Annotated in this window: 15 protein-coding genes; 6 read left to right on the top strand and 9 right to left on the bottom strand. The window is 69.2% G+C overall.

The window, feature by feature from the left end:
- Positions 1 to 72: 72 nt before the first annotated feature.
- Together SB771_RS10260 and SB771_RS10255 are read left to right on the top strand one after the other, a co-directional pair.
- Positions 73 to 615: a Spy/CpxP family protein refolding chaperone gene (locus SB771_RS10260; protein ID WP_175660832.1), complete on the top strand. Its 543-nt coding sequence runs from the start codon at positions 73 to 75 to the stop codon at positions 613 to 615.
- 130 nt (positions 616 to 745) lie between these two features.
- A complete protein-coding gene (locus SB771_RS10255) occupies positions 746 to 1,177 on the top strand; it encodes a PGDYG domain-containing protein (RefSeq protein WP_175660833.1) in 432 nt (143 codons plus the stop codon).
- 120 nt (positions 1,178 to 1,297) lie between these two features.
- Here SB771_RS10255 and SB771_RS10250 read toward each other — a convergent pair whose 3' ends face one another.
- The 8 genes from SB771_RS10250 to SB771_RS10215 all read right to left on the bottom strand — a co-directional run bounded on the left by SB771_RS10250 (position 1,298) and on the right by SB771_RS10215 (position 9,137).
- Positions 1,298 to 1,660, bottom strand: a complete 363-nt coding sequence (locus tag SB771_RS10250) for a DUF3022 domain-containing protein (RefSeq protein WP_175660834.1) — start codon at positions 1,658 to 1,660, stop codon at positions 1,298 to 1,300.
- A 12-nt stretch (positions 1,661 to 1,672) separates the two neighbouring features.
- Positions 1,673 to 2,461: a YhfC family intramembrane metalloprotease gene (locus SB771_RS10245; RefSeq protein ID WP_175660835.1), complete on the bottom strand. Its 789-nt coding sequence runs from the start codon at positions 2,459 to 2,461 to the stop codon at positions 1,673 to 1,675.
- Between the two features lie 54 nt (positions 2,462 to 2,515).
- Complete coding sequence (locus SB771_RS10240; protein ID WP_011656933.1) at positions 2,516 to 3,559, bottom strand: LacI family DNA-binding transcriptional regulator; 1,044 nt, start codon at positions 3,557 to 3,559, stop codon at positions 2,516 to 2,518.
- A gap of 322 nt (positions 3,560 to 3,881) precedes the next feature.
- Positions 3,882 to 4,847 carry an NAD(P)-dependent oxidoreductase gene (locus SB771_RS10235; protein ID WP_175660836.1) on the bottom strand — a complete coding sequence of 322 codons (966 nt, stop codon included), beginning with the start codon at positions 4,845 to 4,847 and terminating at the stop codon, positions 3,882 to 3,884.
- Positions 4,848 to 4,852: 5 nt separating this feature from the next.
- Entirely contained in the window at positions 4,853 to 6,133 is a 1,281-nt protein-coding gene (locus SB771_RS10230) for an MFS transporter (RefSeq protein WP_006754795.1), read from the bottom strand.
- 160 nt (positions 6,134 to 6,293) lie between these two features.
- Positions 6,294 to 7,286 (bottom strand): sugar kinase, encoded by a 993-nt coding sequence (locus SB771_RS10225; RefSeq protein ID WP_175655689.1) that lies wholly within the window; start codon positions 7,284 to 7,286, stop codon positions 6,294 to 6,296.
- A gap of 28 nt (positions 7,287 to 7,314) precedes the next feature.
- A complete protein-coding gene (locus tag SB771_RS10220; RefSeq protein WP_175660837.1) occupies positions 7,315 to 8,079 on the bottom strand; it encodes a TIM barrel protein in 765 nt (254 codons plus the stop codon).
- 164 nt (positions 8,080 to 8,243) lie between these two features.
- Entirely contained in the window at positions 8,244 to 9,137 is an 894-nt protein-coding gene (locus tag SB771_RS10215; protein ID WP_175660838.1) for a LysR family transcriptional regulator, read from the bottom strand.
- A gap of 113 nt (positions 9,138 to 9,250) precedes the next feature.
- Between SB771_RS10215 and SB771_RS10210 the strand changes: the two genes are divergently transcribed.
- On the top strand, positions 9,251 to 10,327 hold the full coding sequence (locus SB771_RS10210) for a YeiH family protein (protein WP_175660839.1): 1,077 nt from the start codon (positions 9,251 to 9,253) through the stop codon (positions 10,325 to 10,327).
- Between the two features lie 115 nt (positions 10,328 to 10,442).
- Positions 10,443 to 12,176 carry a ClcB-like voltage-gated chloride channel protein gene (locus SB771_RS10205; RefSeq protein ID WP_208446597.1) on the top strand — a complete coding sequence of 578 codons (1,734 nt, stop codon included), beginning with the start codon at positions 10,443 to 10,445 and terminating at the stop codon, positions 12,174 to 12,176.
- Positions 12,177 to 12,207: 31 nt separating this feature from the next.
- Here the strand turns inward: SB771_RS10205 and SB771_RS10200 are convergent, their stop codons facing one another.
- A complete protein-coding gene (locus SB771_RS10200; protein WP_011656941.1) occupies positions 12,208 to 12,828 on the bottom strand; it encodes a TetR/AcrR family transcriptional regulator in 621 nt (206 codons plus the stop codon).
- A gap of 191 nt (positions 12,829 to 13,019) precedes the next feature.
- Between SB771_RS10200 and SB771_RS10195 the strand changes: the two genes are divergently transcribed.
- Positions 13,020 to 14,129 carry an efflux RND transporter periplasmic adaptor subunit gene (locus SB771_RS10195; RefSeq protein ID WP_175660841.1) on the top strand — a complete coding sequence of 370 codons (1,110 nt, stop codon included), beginning with the start codon at positions 13,020 to 13,022 and terminating at the stop codon, positions 14,127 to 14,129.
- Positions 14,126 to 17,269 (top strand): efflux RND transporter permease subunit, encoded by a 3,144-nt coding sequence (locus SB771_RS10190; RefSeq protein WP_175660842.1) that lies wholly within the window; start codon positions 14,126 to 14,128, stop codon positions 17,267 to 17,269. The genes SB771_RS10195 and SB771_RS10190 overlap by 4 nt, the downstream gene beginning before the upstream one ends.
- Position 17,270: the final 1 nt, after the last annotated feature.

Genomic DNA, 17,270 nt, shown 5'->3' with positions numbered 1-17,270 from the left:
GCGACGCGAGATGCGTGCTCGCGGCACAGGCCGCGGCGCCCGCTCGCACGACACCACCCCGGAGAGCCAACCATGAAGAAAATCTCGCTCACCCTCGCGATGCTCGCCGTTGCAGCAGGCGCATTCGCACAAACGCCGCCGCAACCGCAAACGCCCGCCTCAACGACGGCAGGGGCCGCGTCCGCGCCGAGCGCCGAACAGCGCGCGGCACGCCATGAAGCGCGCATCGAGCAGCGCATCAAGTACCTGCACGATCAGCTGAAGATCACGTCGGCGCAGGAGTCGCAATGGAAGACGTTCGCCGACACGATGCGCGAGAACGGTGAAACGATGGGCCACCTGTATCGCGCACGGATGGAAAACCACAACGTGTCCGCCGTCGACGACATGAAGCAGTACGCGGAACTCGCGCAGGCGAACGCGGACGGCGCGAAGAAGCTCGCCGACGCATTCGCGCCGCTCTACCAGAGCTTCCCGGCCGAACAGAAGGCGCTGGCCGACACGACGTTCCGCAGCTGGCTGCACCATGGCGGCGAACACCGCGGTTCGGGCAAGGGCAAAAAGGAAGGCAAGGCAGCCGCCGCGCCGGCCGCCAGCGCGCCCGCGCAACCCTGAGGTCCGCCTCGCCGGCGCCGCGTTGCCCAGACGGGCGAACGGCGTCGCGCATCCCGCGGGAATTCGGCGCGTCACACGGCGCGCCGAATTCGGGATAAGCTCCCGGCTTTTCCCGCACTTCCCCCCCGCCATGCTCGAACTCAAGCACATCGATCTGCGTACCGACCCGCAGGCCCGTCGCGTCGTCAAGGACGAAACCGTCACGGTCGCGTTCGCGGCTGCCGATGGCGAACTGATGAGCCTCGAAGGCCCGAACCGCTATGTCGCGGGCGACGCACTGATCACCGGCTCGACCGGCGACCGCTGGGTCGTGTCGCGCGCACGCTTCGACGCGAAGTACCTGCCCGCCGACCCGGCGCTCGCGCACGGCACGCCGGGCGCGTACCGCAATCGGCCGGCCGTCGTGCTCGCCCGCCGCATGGACGAGCCGTTCACGATCGCCCGCTCGGAAAACGGCGACACGCTGCGCGGCGTCGCTGGCGACTGGGTGATGCAGTATGCGCCCGGCGACTACGGCGTCGTGCAGGCGCAGCGTTTCGCGCAGGTCTACCGCGACGCGTGACCCACCGCAGGCGCGCGAGGAATCGCGTGCTGTCGTCGCGCGTCGCGGCCTGAACGTTGGCGTCATGCCTGCGTTGCCACAGCGGCGCTCCGCCGGCATCGCGCCGGCGCGCGCTCACGTTCACGCGAAGTCTTCGTCGAGTTCGAGTTCCGCGTCACGCTCGACGGCCTCGCCGGCCGCGTGGCGCTCTTCCAGCGAGCCCAGCATCGCTTCCGTGTACGCATGCAGCACCGCATGGCTGCGGGCGCGCTGCATCGGCTTGAGCGCCAGATAGCGCGCGAGCGCGGGCGGCACGATGCGGATGTCGAGCGTCATCCGTTTCGGCGCCGAGCCGAAACGCATCGCCAGCCAGTGCACGGACAGGAACCGCCCGCGCTCGTCGCTGCTTTCGGCAAAGCGCGTCTGCTCCGGAAAGAGATCGCAGATCACGCGCGCGAGCGCATCGAATTCGCTGCTCTGGCACTCGATCAGATAGTCGTCCATTCCGTCCTCCCGTCAGGCCGACGCACGCGGCGACCGGCCTGCCTTCACCAGCACGGCGACCAGGATCGCGGCCAGCACGACATATACCGCCTCGAGCGATCCGGCCGGCAACACGCGCACCTGATACAGCAGCGCGGGCGCGACCGCCAGCGCATGCAGCACGATCGCGAGCGGCAGCACGCCCGCGCGGCCGGCGCGCACGCCGCGCCACACCAGCACCGACAGCGCGAGCTGCACCACGAACGCCGCGCAGCGCTCGAGCAGCAACAGCAGGATCGACTGTGCCGACAGCGTCGCCAGCATCACGTGCAGCCGCACGACGGTGTCGCCGGGGAGATCCGCGAGCTGCGTCTCGAGCTGCCCGCGGCTCGCGAGCCATGCGAGATACGACCACTGGCCCCATACGAGCACGCCGACGAACCAGGCTTCGGCGCCGGCATGGCCGATCCCGTAGCCGATGCCGCGCCCGTCGCCAACCGACGCGCCGTAGCGGCGGTTCAGGATCCGCATCCCGAGATAGCGGCCGACTTCCTCGAACACGGCGGTGGCGAGCGCGCTGTACGCGACGAACGCGAGCGGCTGCGTGAGCCAGCCGCCGGCGGGCGTCTGGCTCAGCACGAAGCCGTGGAACGCGCGTTCGACGATCATCGCGAACAGCGTGAAGACGGCGACGCCGACGATCGTGTCGCGGCGGTCGAGCGCAAGCGGCTTGCGCAGGATACGGAAGAGAACGAACGGCAGTAGCGCGATGATCAGCGTGGCGGCGATCAGCACCGCCAGCGTGACGGGAGCGACAGTCATGAATTTCCTTGTTCGGGGCAGCGCACCTGGCGCGCTGCGTGCCCCGAATGATACTCAGCTTGCGGTCGACGCGCGCGCAATCAGCTCGCCGGGCAGCATCGCGACGCGCACGTCGCCGGCCGCGCCGTCGATGCGTTCGTGCACGAATTCGACGGCCTTGTAGCCGATCTCGTAGGTCGGCTGGCGGATCGTCGTGATGCCGATCAGTTCGGCCCATTCCGGATCGTCGATCGACAGCAGCGCGGCCTTTTCCTGCCACGCGGCGCCGAAACGCGCGCGCAGATGGCGCGCGATCGCGAGCGCGACCGGCGCGTTCGCGGCGAACAGTGCCGCCCGCACGCCGCGCCGGGTCGCGTCGTCGAGGCGCGCGTCCAGGTCAGCCAGCGCCGCGGCGGCCGCCGCAGGCTCGTTCAGGTCGAGCACGACCGTCGGCGGCACCGGCAGCCCGCGTGCGCCGAGCGCCGCGCGGAACGCGGCCTCGCGCAGGCGCCGCGAGCTGACGCGCTCGAATGGCTGCACGACGAAATGGATCGCATCGAAGCCGCGCGCGACCAGGTGCGCGAGCGCCGTTTCGATCGCATCGGTGTTGTCGAGCCCGATCAGGTCGGCCTCGAAGCCCTCGACCGTCCGGTCGACGAGCACCGCCGGGATGCCGGCGCCGCGCAGCGGGCGCAGCACGTCTTCCTCGGCGCCCAGCGCGTTGACGATCAGCCCTTCGACCCGGTAGGTCGTGAGCAGCTGCAGGAAGCGCCGCTCCATCTCGACTTCGTTCGCCGCGTGACAGATGAGCGGCATGTAGCCGAGCGCGTGGCACGCGGCCTCGACGCCCTGCAGCACTTCGATGGTGTACGGGTTGGTCAGGTCGGCCGCGAGCATGCCGAGCAGCCGGTTGCGGCCGCGCTTCAGGCCGCGCGCCATCTGGTTCGGCCGGTAGTTCAGGCGCGCGATCGCCGTCTCGATCCGCTGGCGCAGATCGGCGGACAGCACGTGCGTCTCGCCGTTCAGATAGCGCGAAACGCTGGTCTTGCCCGTGCCGGCTTCGCGTGCGACGTCGCTGATCGTCGCGGGACGCTGCGTGGAAGGTTGCGAATCGCTCAAGTCGTGCCTCGCGACGTACGATCCGCGCCGCTTCGTGTGCGGACGGACCTTTGTTGTTGGATACGAAAGCCACCGGGCCGACGCCGCCGATCCCGTGCCGCGCGCTCGCCCGAAGCCGGCGCACTTGCGCCCGCCCCGGTCGCCTGGCACGCACGGCGATCGGCCGCGCCGGACCTGGCACGGATGCCCGTCGTCGAACGCTGCCGGCCGCGTGGCCGGGTCATCGATGCAACGAGCGGGCGATCATAACGCAGCCTGCCCTCCCGCACCAAGACCATCGACTCTAACCGCGCCTGCGGCCCCGCCAGGCGGCCCGCGCCGGTCAAGCGCGCGCGAGCGCGTCGGGATTGACGAGATTCGTGCGCAGCGTGCCGGCCAGCGCGCCGACCAGGTTTTCCGCGGCGCAGCGCGCCATCGCATGGCGCGTCTCGTGCGTCGCCGAGCCGATATGCGGCAGCGCGACCACGTTGTTCATCCGCAGCAGCGGCGAATCGGCCGGCAACGGCTCCTTCTCGAACACGTCGAGCCCCGCGCCGCGGATCGTGCCGGCGCGCAGCGCGTCGATCAGCGCGGCCTCGTCGACCACCGGCCCGCGCGACGCGTTGATCAGGATCGCGCCGCGCTTCATCTTCGTGAATTCGGCCGCGCCGATCAGATGATGCGTTTCGGGCGACAGCGGCACCTGCAGGCACACGAAATCCGACTGCGCGAGCAGCGCGTCGAGCGTCACGCGGCGCGCGCCGTACTGCGTCTCGGCTTCGGCGTGCGCGGAACGGTTCGTGTACAGCACCTGCATCCGGAAACCGAGCGCCGCGCGGCGCGCGACGGCGCCGCCGATCCGCCCGAGCCCGACGATGCCGAGCGTCTTGCCCTGCACGTCGGTGCCGTACAGATCGGGGCCGATGCTGCGATGCCAATTGCCGGCCTTCACCCACTCCGCCAGTTCGACCACGCGCCGCGCGGACGCCAGGATCAGCGAGAACACGGTGTCGGCGGTCGATTCGGTCAGCACGTCGGGCGTATGCGCGAGCACGATCCCGCGCCGCGTGAGATCCGCGACGTCGAAGTTGTCGTAGCCGACCGAAATCGTCGACCAGGCCTTCAGCTTCGGCGCGCGATCGAGCATCTGCGGCGTGACCTTCAGGCTCGCGCCGATCGCGCCGTGCGCGTCGCCCAACGCGTCGGCGAGCGCGGCGGGGCCGTTGGCCTGCACGACGTCCGCATGCTCGCGCAGGTACGCGAGAACATCATCGGGCAACGGCTTGTACGCGACGATACGAGGCTTCATCGTTTTCATTTTCCTTGCAGCGGCGTCGCGAGCGAGTGCGCATCGCGCGCCTGGGGTTTGACGGACAGCGTGAGGATCACTGCGGCGACGAGCGCGGCGCTCATGAACGCATACGATGCGACGGGCGACCCGGTCGCACCGTTCAGGTAGCCGACGAAATACGAGCCGACGAACGAGCCGAGCGCGCCCATGCTGTTGATCAGCGCCATCGCGCCGCCGGCGACGTTCTTCGGCAGCAGTTCCGGGACGATCGCGAAGAACGGGCCGTACGGCGCGTACATCGCGGCGCCCGCGACGACCAACAGCGCATACGAGATCCAGAAATGCGACGAGCCGAGCGCATACGACGCGGCGAACGCGGCCGCCCCGATCAGCAGGAACGGCCATACGAAGCCGCGGCGCGAGCCGACCTTGTCGGACGCCCACGACGCCACCAGCATCGCGATCGTCGCCGCGAGGTACGGCAGCGCCGACAGCCAGCCGGTCGCGACCATCCCGAGCTCGGAGCCGTTCTTCACGATCGACGGCAGCCACAGCACGAAGCCGTACACGCCGATGCTCCAGCAAAAATACTGCGCGCACAGCTTGATCACGGCCGGCGAACGGAACGCCTCGCCGTAATTGCGCACCGGCTTGATCGCCGCCTGCTCGGCCGCGAGCGCGGCGTCGAGGTCGCGCTTTTCCTGTGCGGTGAGCCACGGCGAATCGGCCGGCTTGTCCTGCACGAGGAACCACCAGCACACGGCCCAGATCACGGCCGGCACGCCTTCGGCGATGAACATGTGGCGCCAGCCGAATTCGTGCACCAGATAGCCCGACACGATCGACATCCACAGCACGGTGACGGGATTGCCGAGGATCAGGAACGTGTTCGCGCGCGAGCGCTCGCTCTTCGTGAACCAGTTGCTGATGTAGATCAGCATCGCCGGCATCACGGCCGCCTCGACCACGCCGAGCACGAAGCGGATCACCATCAGCGACGGGATGTCGGCGACCACGCCCGTGAGCGCCGCGCACGCCCCCCACAGCACGAGGCTGACGAACACGAGCTTCTTGACGCTGCGGCGCTCCGCATAGATCGCGCCCGGAATCTGGAAGAAGAAGTAGCCGAGGAAGAACAGCGCACCGATCAGCGACGACAGACCCTTGCTGATCCCGAGGTCCTGGTTGATGCCGGCCGCCGCCGCGAACCCGTAGTTCGCGCGATCGAGGTAGGCAAGGCTGTAGGTGATGAAGACGATCGGCATGATCGTCCACCAGCGTCGGACTGCGAGATTGGCTGCCATCAGAATGTCTCCTAGATAGGTTGGAGTGGCGAGTCGCCTGGCTCCGCTCCCGTCCTGTCGGGAATCGACCGGCCTCGGCGTCTGGTCGCCTCGTCCGGCCTCATGCAAAACCGTGCGTGAAGCACGAAATGGGTCCGCGGATTGTGCCGTGTCCGGCCTCTCATTGCGCGGTGACGGTTTCCTCTAAGCGATCGGCGCGATTGCTGACGTTTTCGAGCTGATCGAGTGCCGCGCGGGTCGGCAGGCCTTCCGAATCGCCGATCACCTGGATCGCGAGCGCCCCGATGCGGTTGCCGCGCGCGACAGCCTGCTCGACGGAGCGCCCTTCCAGCAGCGCGCTGACCACGCCGACCGCGAAGCCGTCGCCGGCGCCGACCGTGTCGACCACCTTCGCGACACGCTCGCCCGCCACCGTGCCCGCGCGGCCGTCGGCCGTGCGGAAATACGCGCCTTCGGGGCCCAGCTTGATCACCACGCCGCGCGCGCCGCGTGCCAGATAGAAGCCCGCGATGTCGGCCGGCGTGTCGTGCCCGGTGAGCTGCCGCCCTTCGGCGAGCCCCGGCAGCACCCAGTCCGCGAGCGTCGCGAGCGCGTTCAGCGTCTTCGCCATCACGTCGGTGGACGGCCACAGGGTCGGGCGCAGGTTCGGGTCGAACGAGATCGTCTTGCCGGCCGCGCGCATCTCGCGCGCCAGCTGGAACGCGAGCTCGCACGACGTCGCGGAGATCGCCGGCGCGACGCCCGTCAGGTGCAGGTGCCGTGCGCCGAGCACGTAATCGGCGACGTAGTCGTCGCACGACAGGTGGCTCGCGGCCGAGCCCTTGCGGAAATATTCGACGGTCGGGTCGCTGCCGTCGTCGTTGCGCGACTTCAGCTGGAAGCCGGTCGGATAGCGCGGATCGACGGTCACGCACGACGCGTCGATGCCTTCGCGCGCGAGCGTGTCGAGCACGTAGGTGCCGAACGAATCGCGGCCGACCCGGCTCATCCAGCCGACCCGGAAGCCGAGCCGCGACAGGCCGATCGCGACGTTCAGGTCCGCGCCCGCGATCCGCTTCGTGAATTGCGCGGCGTGCGCGAGGTGGCACGGCTCGGCGGCGACGAACATCGCCATCGCTTCGCCGTAGGTCACGACATCGAGTGCTGCTTTCATGAGTGCATTCCTCCGTATCCTTCCGGCGTCACGCGGCGGCGAGCCACGCGACGCGCCGCCCGGCGTCGCCCGCCAGGTCGGCCGCATCGAACGGGAACTCGATGCCGCGCGGCACCGCTTGCGGCAGCGCCGCGAGCACGCCCGTGACGAGCGGATCGCCCGGCGCGGGCGCCACCGCGAAGCGGCGCGCGCCGTCGCCCACGACAGCCTTGCAATGAATGTATTCCACATGCGGCGCGAGCGCGTGCGCGCACGCGAGCGGCGCTTCGCCCGGCCACTGCCAGTTGCCGATGTCGAACGTCATGCCGAGTGCATCCGGCGTGCCGGCCTCGGTGAGCGCATCGAACAGCCCGCGGAACTGCGCAAGCGCACCGCCGATCAGCAACTGGCCGTTCTCGACCACCACGCGGGCACGCGCACCGCGCGACAGCGCGACGATTTCCGCCGCATGCGCGTCGCCGGCAAAGCCGCCGAGCTGGAACTTGACGAAGCGCGCGCCGAGCGCATCGGCTTGCTCGAGCGTGTCGCGCAGCGCGTCGGCGTCGAGCGCGCCGGCTTCCGTGTACAACGTGGCCGGCGTCGAATAGACCGACCACAGCCCGTGTGCGGAGAGTGCCGTGCCGAGCGCGGCCAGCGCGGCGGGCGTCGCGTCGTCGTCGGATGTGAACAGCTCGCGGCGCACCTCGAAGCCGGTCGCGCCCGATGCCGCCGCGGTCGCGAGAAACGCCCGGTGGCCCTCCTGACGCACGCGGTCCATCCCGAATGCGCTCGCCACGATCACGATGTCTGCCATTTCTGCCCTTTTTTTACCGGAATGGAACCGGTTCCATTTGCTTGAGACGGATGGTGCGCTTCGCTGCCGGTGCGCACCATAGAGGAAATCCCTAAGGCTGGCGGCCGCGCGAATCCGGTGCGCCGCGCAGCGGCGTCCGGCGTTGCCGGCAAGGGTTCCGCCGCTTATCGGGCGTCGTGCGTGAGGCTCATCTCGAGGAACCGGGCGGCCACGCGCGACGGCGCGGCGCCGTGCGGCACCAGAATCGAGAAATGGCGCGTGAGCGGCGCGGGGGCCAGCGAACGCGGCACGAGCGCCGCCTCTTCGTGACGCAGCGACATCGCGGACACGAACCCGACGCCCATCCCCGCGCGCACGGCCTCCTTCACGGCCTCGACGCCGGCGATCTCGAACGCGACGCGCATCGGCGCGCCGCCGTGCGCGAACACGCGTTCGACGAGCTGCCGCACGCCGGAGCCCTCCTCGCGCAGCACGAGCGGATGCGCGGCGAGTGCGTCGAGCGTGACGCCGGCTTCGTACTCCGGCGCGGCGAGCGGATGCCCGGCCGGCACGACCGCGACGATCTCGTCCTCGTGCCACGCATGCACGGCGGTGCCGGGCGGCAGCGCCTCGCCGGGCGGCCCTTCGATCATCGCGATGTCGAGCGACGCCAGCGCGGCGACCACGTCGGCCGTATTGCCGCTCATCGTCTGGATCGTCACCTGCGGCACGCGCGGCTGGAACGCCGCGATCAGGTACGGCAGCAGGTAGCTGGCCGGCGTCGTGCTCGCGCCGATCCGCAGCGTGCCGGCGTCGAGCCCGCGCACCGCGTCGCGAAACGCGCGCGCCTGCGCGAACGTGTCGCGCTGCGCCTTCGCGTATTCCGCGAGCTGTTCGCCGACCGGCGTCAGGCGGATGCCGCGCCCGTCGCGCTGGTACAGCAGCTCGCCGAACTCGTCCTGCAGCAGGCGTAGCTGGCCCGATACGGCCGGCTGCGACAGATGCAACGCCACCGCAGCACGGCTGATGTTCAGATGTTCGGCAACGGCCGCGAACGTTATCAGTTGATCCGGGGTCATGGGAGTGAATTATCGGATTTCCGGATAGTTTACGTCACAAATCACAATTTTTCATATCGATATATCCAAATTAGGATTAAGCCATCGCAACCTGCTTCGCCACGGTGCCCTTCATGTCCACTGCTCCTGCTCCCCATCTCAGCCACGCCGCGCCGTCGATGCGCGGCCAGTTGAACGGCGTGCTGTTCGTCGCGCTGTTCGCCGCCGCCGTCACGAGCCTGTCGGAACTCCCGGCGATCGCCGGGCTCGGCCTGTCGCCGCTGATCGTCGGGATCGTCGCCGGCGCGCTGTACGGCAACGCGCTGCGCGACGGCATGCCCGCGAGCTGGGCGGCCGGCGTCAACTTTTCCGCGCGCAAGCTGCTGCGCATCGCGGTCGCGTTCTTCGGCTTGCGCGTGAGCCTGCAGGAAATCGCGCAGGTCGGCCTGCCGGGCCTGACGGTCTCGGTGCTGGTGGTCGTCAGCACGCTCGTGATCGGCACCTGGGTCGGCATGAAGGTGATGAAGCTCGATCGCGACGCGGCGCTGCTGACCGCCGCCGGCAGCGCGATCTGCGGCGCGGCCGCCGTGCTCGCGTTCGAGTCGACGCTGCAGTCGAAGCCGCACCAGAGCGCAATGGCCGTGGGCAGCGTGGTGCTGTTCGGCACGCTGTCGATGTTCCTGTACCCGCTCGCGTATCACGCCGGCCTGCTCGGCCTCGACCCGACCGGCCTCGGCCTGTTCTTCGGCGGCACGATCCACGAGGTCGCGCAGGTGGTCGGCGCGGCGAGCGACATCAGCCCGCAGGTCACGCACGTCGCGACCATCGTGAAGATGACCCGCGTGATGCTGCTGGTGCCGGTGCTGCTCGCGCTCGGCTGGTGGCTCGCCCGCTCCGCCCGCTCGGGCAGCGCGAGCGCCGACGGCGCGCACGGCAAGCGCAAGGTGGCCGTGCCGTGGTTCGCGCTCGGCTTCCTCGGCTTCGTGATCGTCAATTCGCTGAACGTGCTGCCCGCCGACGTCACGCATACGCTGAACCTGCTCGACACCTTCGCGCTGACGATGGCGATGACCGCGCTCGGCATCGAGACCCGCGTGTCGCAGATCCGCGAAGCCGGCCCCCGCGCCCTCACCACCGGCCTGATCCTCTACGTCTGGCTGATCGCCGGCGGCTACGGGATCACCTGGGCCGTGCAGCGCTGCCTTGGCTGAGCCGCACATCCACGCCGCGACACGCGCCGCGCCCGACGGGAAGGTCCCGCGGGCGCGGCGCAGTGCTATGCTTCGCGTCGTTTTCCTTCGTCCCCTTCATCAATCTCTTTCAGCCGTGCTCTCGTTCCTGCTGAAGCTGCGCACTCGCGCACAGACGCTGTTCCGCCTGTCGGACGCCCATACGATGCTGATCTGGTCGGCCGTCGTCGGCGTCGGCGGCGCCTTCGCCACCATGACGTTCCGCGAAGGCATCGACCTGATGCAGCACCTGATCTCCGGGCACAGCGGCAGCTTCGTGCAGATGGCGAGAAGCCTGCCGTGGTACGTGCGCTTCTGGATGCCGGCCGCGGGCGGCTTCCTGGCCGGCTGCGTGCTGCTGCTCGCGACGCGCGGCGACAGCAAGGCCGCCAAGACCGACTACATGGAAGCCGTCGCGCTCGGCGACGGCGTCGTGCCGGTGCGCCAGAGCCTGTGGCGCAGCGTGTCGTCGTTGCTGACGATCGGCAGCGGCGGCTCGATCGGCCGCGAAGGCCCGATGGTGCAGCTCGCGGCGCTGGCCGCGTCGCTGGTCGGCCGCTTCGTGCACTTCGATCCGCCGCGCCTGCGCCTGCTCGTCGCATGCGGCGCGGCGGCCGGGATCACGTCCGCGTACAACGCGCCGATCGCCGGCGCGTTCTTCATCTCCGAAATCGTGCTCGGCACGATCGCGATGGAGAGCTTCGGGCCGATGGTCGTCTCATCCGTCGTCGCGAACATCGTGATGCGGGAATTCGCCGGCTACCGGCCGCCGTACGAGATGCCGGTGTTCCCGGCCGTGACGGGCCCCGAGGTGCTGCTGTTCGTCGTGCTCGGCGCGCTGTGCGGCGTGCTCGCGCCGCAGTTCCTGCATCTGCTCGATGCGTCGAAGAACCAGTTCAAGCGGCTGCCCGTGCCGCTTCCGCTGCGGCTCGCGCTCGGCGGCCTCGTGGTCGGCGTGATCTCGGTGTGGATTCCGGACGTGTGGGGCAACGGCTACAGCGTCGTGAACCAGATCCTGCATTCGCCGTGGACCTGGCAGGCGCTCGTCGCGGTGCTGGTGTTCAAGGTGATCGCGACCGCCGCGACCGCCGGCTCGGGCGCGGTCGGCGGCGTGTTCACGCCGACGCTGTTCGTCGGCGCCGTGTTCGGCTCGCTGTTCGGCCTCGCGATGAACGCGCTGTGGCCGGGCCACACGTCCGCATATTTCGCGTATGCGATGGTCGGGATGGGCGCGTTCATGGCCGGCGCCACGCAGGCGCCGCTGATGGCAATCCTGATGATCTTCGAGATGACGCTGAGCTACCAGGTCGTGCTGCCGCTGCTGGTGTCGTGCGTGTTCGCGTATTTCGTCGCGCGCGCGACCGGCACGACGTCGATGTACGAGATTACGCTGCGCCACCATCAGGACGCGCAGGAACGGCTGCGGCTGCGCACCACGCAGATGCGCGAACTGATCCAGCCCGCGCAGACGGTCGTGCCGCTCGCCGCAAGCGTCGCCGACATGACGCGCGTGTTTCTCGAATATCCGGTGAAGTATCTGTACGTGACCGACGACGCCGGGCGCTTTCGCGGCGCGGTCGCATTGAAGGACATCACGTCCGACCTGCTCGACAAGCGCGACACGACCGACAAGACGGCCGCGCACTACGCGCACACGCCGTTTCCACTGCTCACGCCCGACATGCCGCTCGCGACCGCGCTCGAACGCTTCATGGCGTTCCAGGGCGAACGGCTGCCGGTGATCGAAAGCGAAGCCGAGCCGACGCTCGCGGGGGTCGTCTACAAGACGTCGCTGCTCGACGCGTACCGGCGGATGACCGGCGAGCGATGACGCATTAGGTGCGCGGCGCCCGCCCGAGCGTTCAGCCCGGCTCGCGGCCCAGCACGACCCGTGCGAAGAACCCCGCCAGCACCGCCTCGGCCGCGTCGGCCGACACGTGCTGCGGATCGGCCGTGTAATACGACTGCACGCCGTCGCACAGGCACATCAGCCCGAATGCGAGCGTGTCCGCCGGCAGCAGCAGCGGCGTGCCGGCGCGCTCGGCGAAGCGCTGGATGAACTCGGCCATCTGGAGCCGCTTGCCGTGCAGGAACTGGTTGAAGCGCACGCGAAACTTCGCGTCGCGCGCCGCCTGCAGCTTCGCCTCGCCCCACAGCAGCGAATACTCGTCGTCGCGAAACAGCGTGCTGTAGTACGCGAGCGCCGTCGACTCCATCTGCTCGCGCGGCCCGCCTTCCTCGAAGATCGCCTCGAAATCGGCCCGCACCGAATCGTGGTCGCGCTCGAGCAGCTCGAGCAGCAGGTCCGACTTGCTGCGGAAGTTCGAGTAGAACGCGCCGCGCGTATAGCCGGCGGCCGCCGCGATGTCCTCGACGCTCGCGGCGACATAGCCTTTCTTCAGAAAAATCCGGTGCGCGGCTTTCAGCAGACGTTCGCGCGTCTGATCCCGGCTCTGCTCGCGAGTTAAGCGCTGTGGTTTCATGGCGCGCAGTCTAGCATCAACCCCCATTCGGATTCATCTTTGCATTCAGATACAGGTGTGTATTAGAATTCGCCGCAGTTTCCGAACGACTTCGTTCGGCACTGTCCGTGCGCGCCCACCCGGCGCCACTCGGGGCAAGCGCCCATCGCGCTTGCCGGCTTCGTTCCGCTCTCATCTGATCTGGGGGTTTCGTGAATCGCTCCGGTTCCCGCGCCGTGCTGCTGGTCGGCACCGCGCTCGTCCTTGCCGCCTGTCATCCGAAGGAAGCCGCGCCGCCCGCGCCGCGCCCGGTCGTCGCGCTGCCCGCGCACGCCGACGGCGCCGCGGTCGCGACCACGCTGCCCGGCGAGATCCAGCCCCGTTATGCGACGCCGCTGTCGTTCCGCATCGCCGGCAAGATCGTCGAGCGCAAGGTGCGGCTCGGCGATACGGTCAAGGCCGGCCAGGTCGTCGCGCTGCTCGATCCGTCCGACGTCGAGAAGAACGCCGCGAGTGCGCAGGCGCAGTTCGATGCCGCGACGCACAGCCTCGCGTTCGCGAAGCAGCAGCTCGACCGCGATCGCGCGCAAGCGCACGAGAACCTGATCGCGACCGCGCAGCTCGAACAGACCCAGAACAGCTACACGTCGGCGCTCGCGCAGCGCGACCAGGCGCAGCAGCAGCTCGCGCTCGCGAAGAACCAGCTCCGCTATGCGACGCTCGTCGCCGATCACGCGGGCACCATCACCGCGGAACAGGCCGACACCGGCCAGAACGTGTCGGCCGGCCAGGCCGTCTACCAGCTCGCGTGGTCGGGCGACGTCGACGTCGTCAGCGACGTGCCCGAGGCCGCGCTCGCGTCGCTCACGCCCGGTCATGCGGCGAGCGTCACGCTGCCGTCGCTGCCGGGCCGCCAGTTCGCCGCGAAGGTGCGTGAGATCGCGCCGGCCGCCGATCCGCAGAGCCGCACCTATCGCGTGAAGCTCACGCTCGCCGCGCCCGATCCGGCTGTCCGCCTCGGGATGACCACGAACGTCGCGTTCGACGGCGCACCGGTTGCCGGCAACGCGCCGAGCATCACGCTGCCCGCGACCGCGCTGTTCCACGACGGCCCGCATCCCGCCGTGTGGGTCGTGCGCACCAAGGACGACACGCTCGAGTTGCGCCGCGTCGACGTCGCACGCTTCAACGAACGCACCGTCACCGTGTCGCACGGGCTGCAGCCTGGCGAACGCGTCGTGCTGCAGGGCGTGCATACGGTCAGCGCGGGCGAGAAGGTGCGGCCGGTCGCGCCGCTCCACCCGCAGGACTTCGCATCATGAGCGGCCCCCGCGAAGAAGGCCGCTTCAACCTGTCGGCATGGGCGCTGCGCCACCAGGCGCTGGTCGTCTATCTGATCGCGCTCGCGACGCTCGCGGGCATCCTCGCGTACACACGGCTCGCGCAATCCGAGGATCCGCCGTTCACGTTCCGCGTAATGGTGATCCGCACGTTCTGGCCCGGCGCGAGCGCGCGGCAGGTGCAGGAACAGGTGACCGACCGGATCGGCCGCAAGCTGCAGGAAACGCCGGCCATCGATTTCCTGCGCAGCTATTCGCGGCCCGGCGAATCGCTGATCTTCTTCACGATGAAGGACGCGGCGCCCGTGAAGGACGTGCCCGAGACCTGGTACCAGATCCGCAAGAAGGTCGGCGACATCGGCTATACGCTGCCGCCCGGCGTGCAGGGCCCGTTCTTCAACGACGAGTTCGGCGACGTCTACACCAACATCTGGACGCTCGAAGGCGACGGCTTCACGCCCGCGCAGCTCCACGACTATGCGGACCAGCTGCGCACCGTGCTGTTGCGCGTGCCGGGCGTCGGCAAGGTCGACTACTTCGGCGACCCCGACCAGCGGATCTTCATCGAGGCCGACAACACGCAGCTCACGCGCCTCGGCATCTCGCCGCAGCAGCTCGGCCAGGCCATCAACGCGCAGAACGACATCTCGTCGGCCGGCGTGCTGACGACCGCCGACGATCGCGTGTTCGTGCGGCCGAGCGGCCAGTTCGACAACGTCGCGGCGATCGCCGACACGCTGATCCGGATCAACGGTCGCACGTTCCGGCTCGGCGATCTCGCGACGGTGAAGCGCGGCTACGACGATCCGGTCGTCACGCAGATGCGGGCGAACGGCCATGCCGTGCTCGGCATCGGCGTGACGATGCAGCCGGGCGGCGACGTGATCCGGCTCGGCAAGGCGCTCGATGCCGAATCGAAGAACCTGCAGGCGCAGCTGCCGGCGGGCCTCAAGCTGACGCTGGTGTCGAGCATGCCGCACGCGGTCGCGCATTCGGTCGACGATTTCCTGGAAGCCGTCGCCGAAGCCGTCGCGATCGTGCTGGTCGTGAGCCTCGTGTCGCTCGGCCTGCGCACCGGGATGGTCGTCGTGATCTCGATTCCGGTCGTGCTCGCCGTGACCGCCCTGTTCATGTACCTGTTCGACATCGGGCTGCACAAGGTGTCGCTCGGCACGCTGGTGCTCGCGCTCGGGCTGCTCGTCGACGACGCGATCATCGCGGTCGAGATGATGGCCGTGAAGCTCGAGCAGGGCTACAGCCGCGCGCGCGCCGCCGCGTTCGCGTACACCAGCACCGCGTTCCCGATGCTGACGGGCACGCTCGTCACGGTGTCGGGCTTCCTGCCGATCGCGCTCGCGAAGTCGAGCACCGGCGAGTACACGCGCTCGATCTTCGAGGTGTCGGCGATCGCGCTGATCGCGTCGTGGTTCGCGGCCGTCGTGCTGATCCCGCTGCTCGGCTATCACCTGCTGCCCGAACGCAAGAAGCACGCGCACGAAGCCCACCTGCCGGACGATCACGAGCACGACATCTACGACACGCGTTTCTACAAACGGCTGCGCGGCTGGGTCGACTGGTGCATCGAGCGGCGCTTCGTCGTGCTGCTGATCACCGGCGCCCTCTTCGTCGTCGCGCTGATGGGCTTCTCGCTCGTGCCGCAGCAGTTCTTCCCGAGCTCGGATCGCCCCGAGCTGCTCGTGGACGTGCGATTGCCCGAAGGCGCGTCGTTCGCGGCGACGCTGCGCGAGACCGAGCGCCTCGAGAAAATACTCGACAAGCGGCCCGAGATCGATCATTCGGTGAACTTCGTCGGCAGCGGCGCGCCGCGCTTCTACCTGCCGCTCGACCAGCAGCTGCAGTTGCCGAACTTCGCGCAGTTCGTCGTCACCGCGAAATCGGTCAAGGATCGCGAGAAGCTCGCCACCTGGCTCGAAACCACGCTGCGCGACCAGTTCCCGGCCGTGCGCTGGCGCCTGTCGCGGCTCGAGAACGGGCCGCCCGTCGGCTACCCCGTGCAGTTCCGCGTGAGCGGCGACGACATCGCGACGGTGCGCTCGATCGCCGAGAAGGTCGCGGCGACGATGCGCGGCGACGCGCGCACGGTGAACGTGCAGTTCGACTGGGACGAGCCGGCCGAGCGCTCGGTGCGCTTCGAGCTCGACCAGAAGAAGGCGCGCGAGCTGAACGTCACGTCGCAGGACGTGTCGAGCTTCCTCGCGATGACGCTGTCCGGCACGACCGTCACCCAGTATCGCGAGCGCGACAAGCTGATCGCGGTCGACCTGCGCGCACCGCGTGCGGACCGTGTCGACCCGGCGAAGCTCGCGGGCCTCGCGCTACCGACGCCGAACGGCCCCGTGCCGCTCGGCTCGCTCGGCCGCTTCACGCCGGCACTCGAATACGGCGTGGTGTGGGAGCGCGACCGCCAGCCGACGATCACCGTGCAGTCCGACGTACGCGCGGGCGCCCAGGGCATCGACGTCACGCATGCGATCGACGGCAAGCTGAATCCGTTGCGCGCGCAACTGCCGGTCGGCTACCAGATCAACATCGGCGGGTCGGTCGAGGAAAGCGCGAAAGCGCAGTCATCGATCAACGCGCAGATGCCGTTGATGGCGATCGCCGTGTTCACGCTGCTGATGATCCAGCTGCAGAGCTTCTCGCGCGTGCTGATGGTCGTGCTGACCGCGCCGCTCGGGCTGATCGGCGTGGTCGGCACGCTGCTGCTGTTCGGCCAGCCGTTCGGCTTCGTCGCGATGCTCGGCGTGATCGCGATGTTCGGGATCATCATGCGCAACTCGGTGATTCTGGTCGACCAGATCGAGCAGGACATCGCGGCCGGCCACGGACGCCTCGACGCGATCGTCGGCGCGACCGTGCGGCGCTTCCGTCCGATCACGCTGACGGCCGCGGCCGCCGTGCTCGCGCTGATCCCGCTGTTGCGCTCGAACTTCTTCGGGCCGATGGCGACCGCGCTGATGGGCGGGATCACGAGCGCGACCGTGCTGACGCTGTTCTACCTGCCCGCGCTGTACGCCGCGTGGTTCCGCGTGAAGCGCGACGAACGCGACCCGCACGAACCGCCGCACGACGGCACGCCTGCCACGCCGTCGGGAGCCTGAC

The organism is Burkholderia sp. SIMBA_051 (assembly GCF_046534915.1).
GTDB classification, from domain to species: domain Bacteria; phylum Pseudomonadota; class Gammaproteobacteria; order Burkholderiales; family Burkholderiaceae; genus Burkholderia; species Burkholderia ambifaria.
The sequence above is the reverse complement of the archived record's forward strand: the minus strand, read 5'-3'. Positions and strand labels throughout refer to the sequence as shown.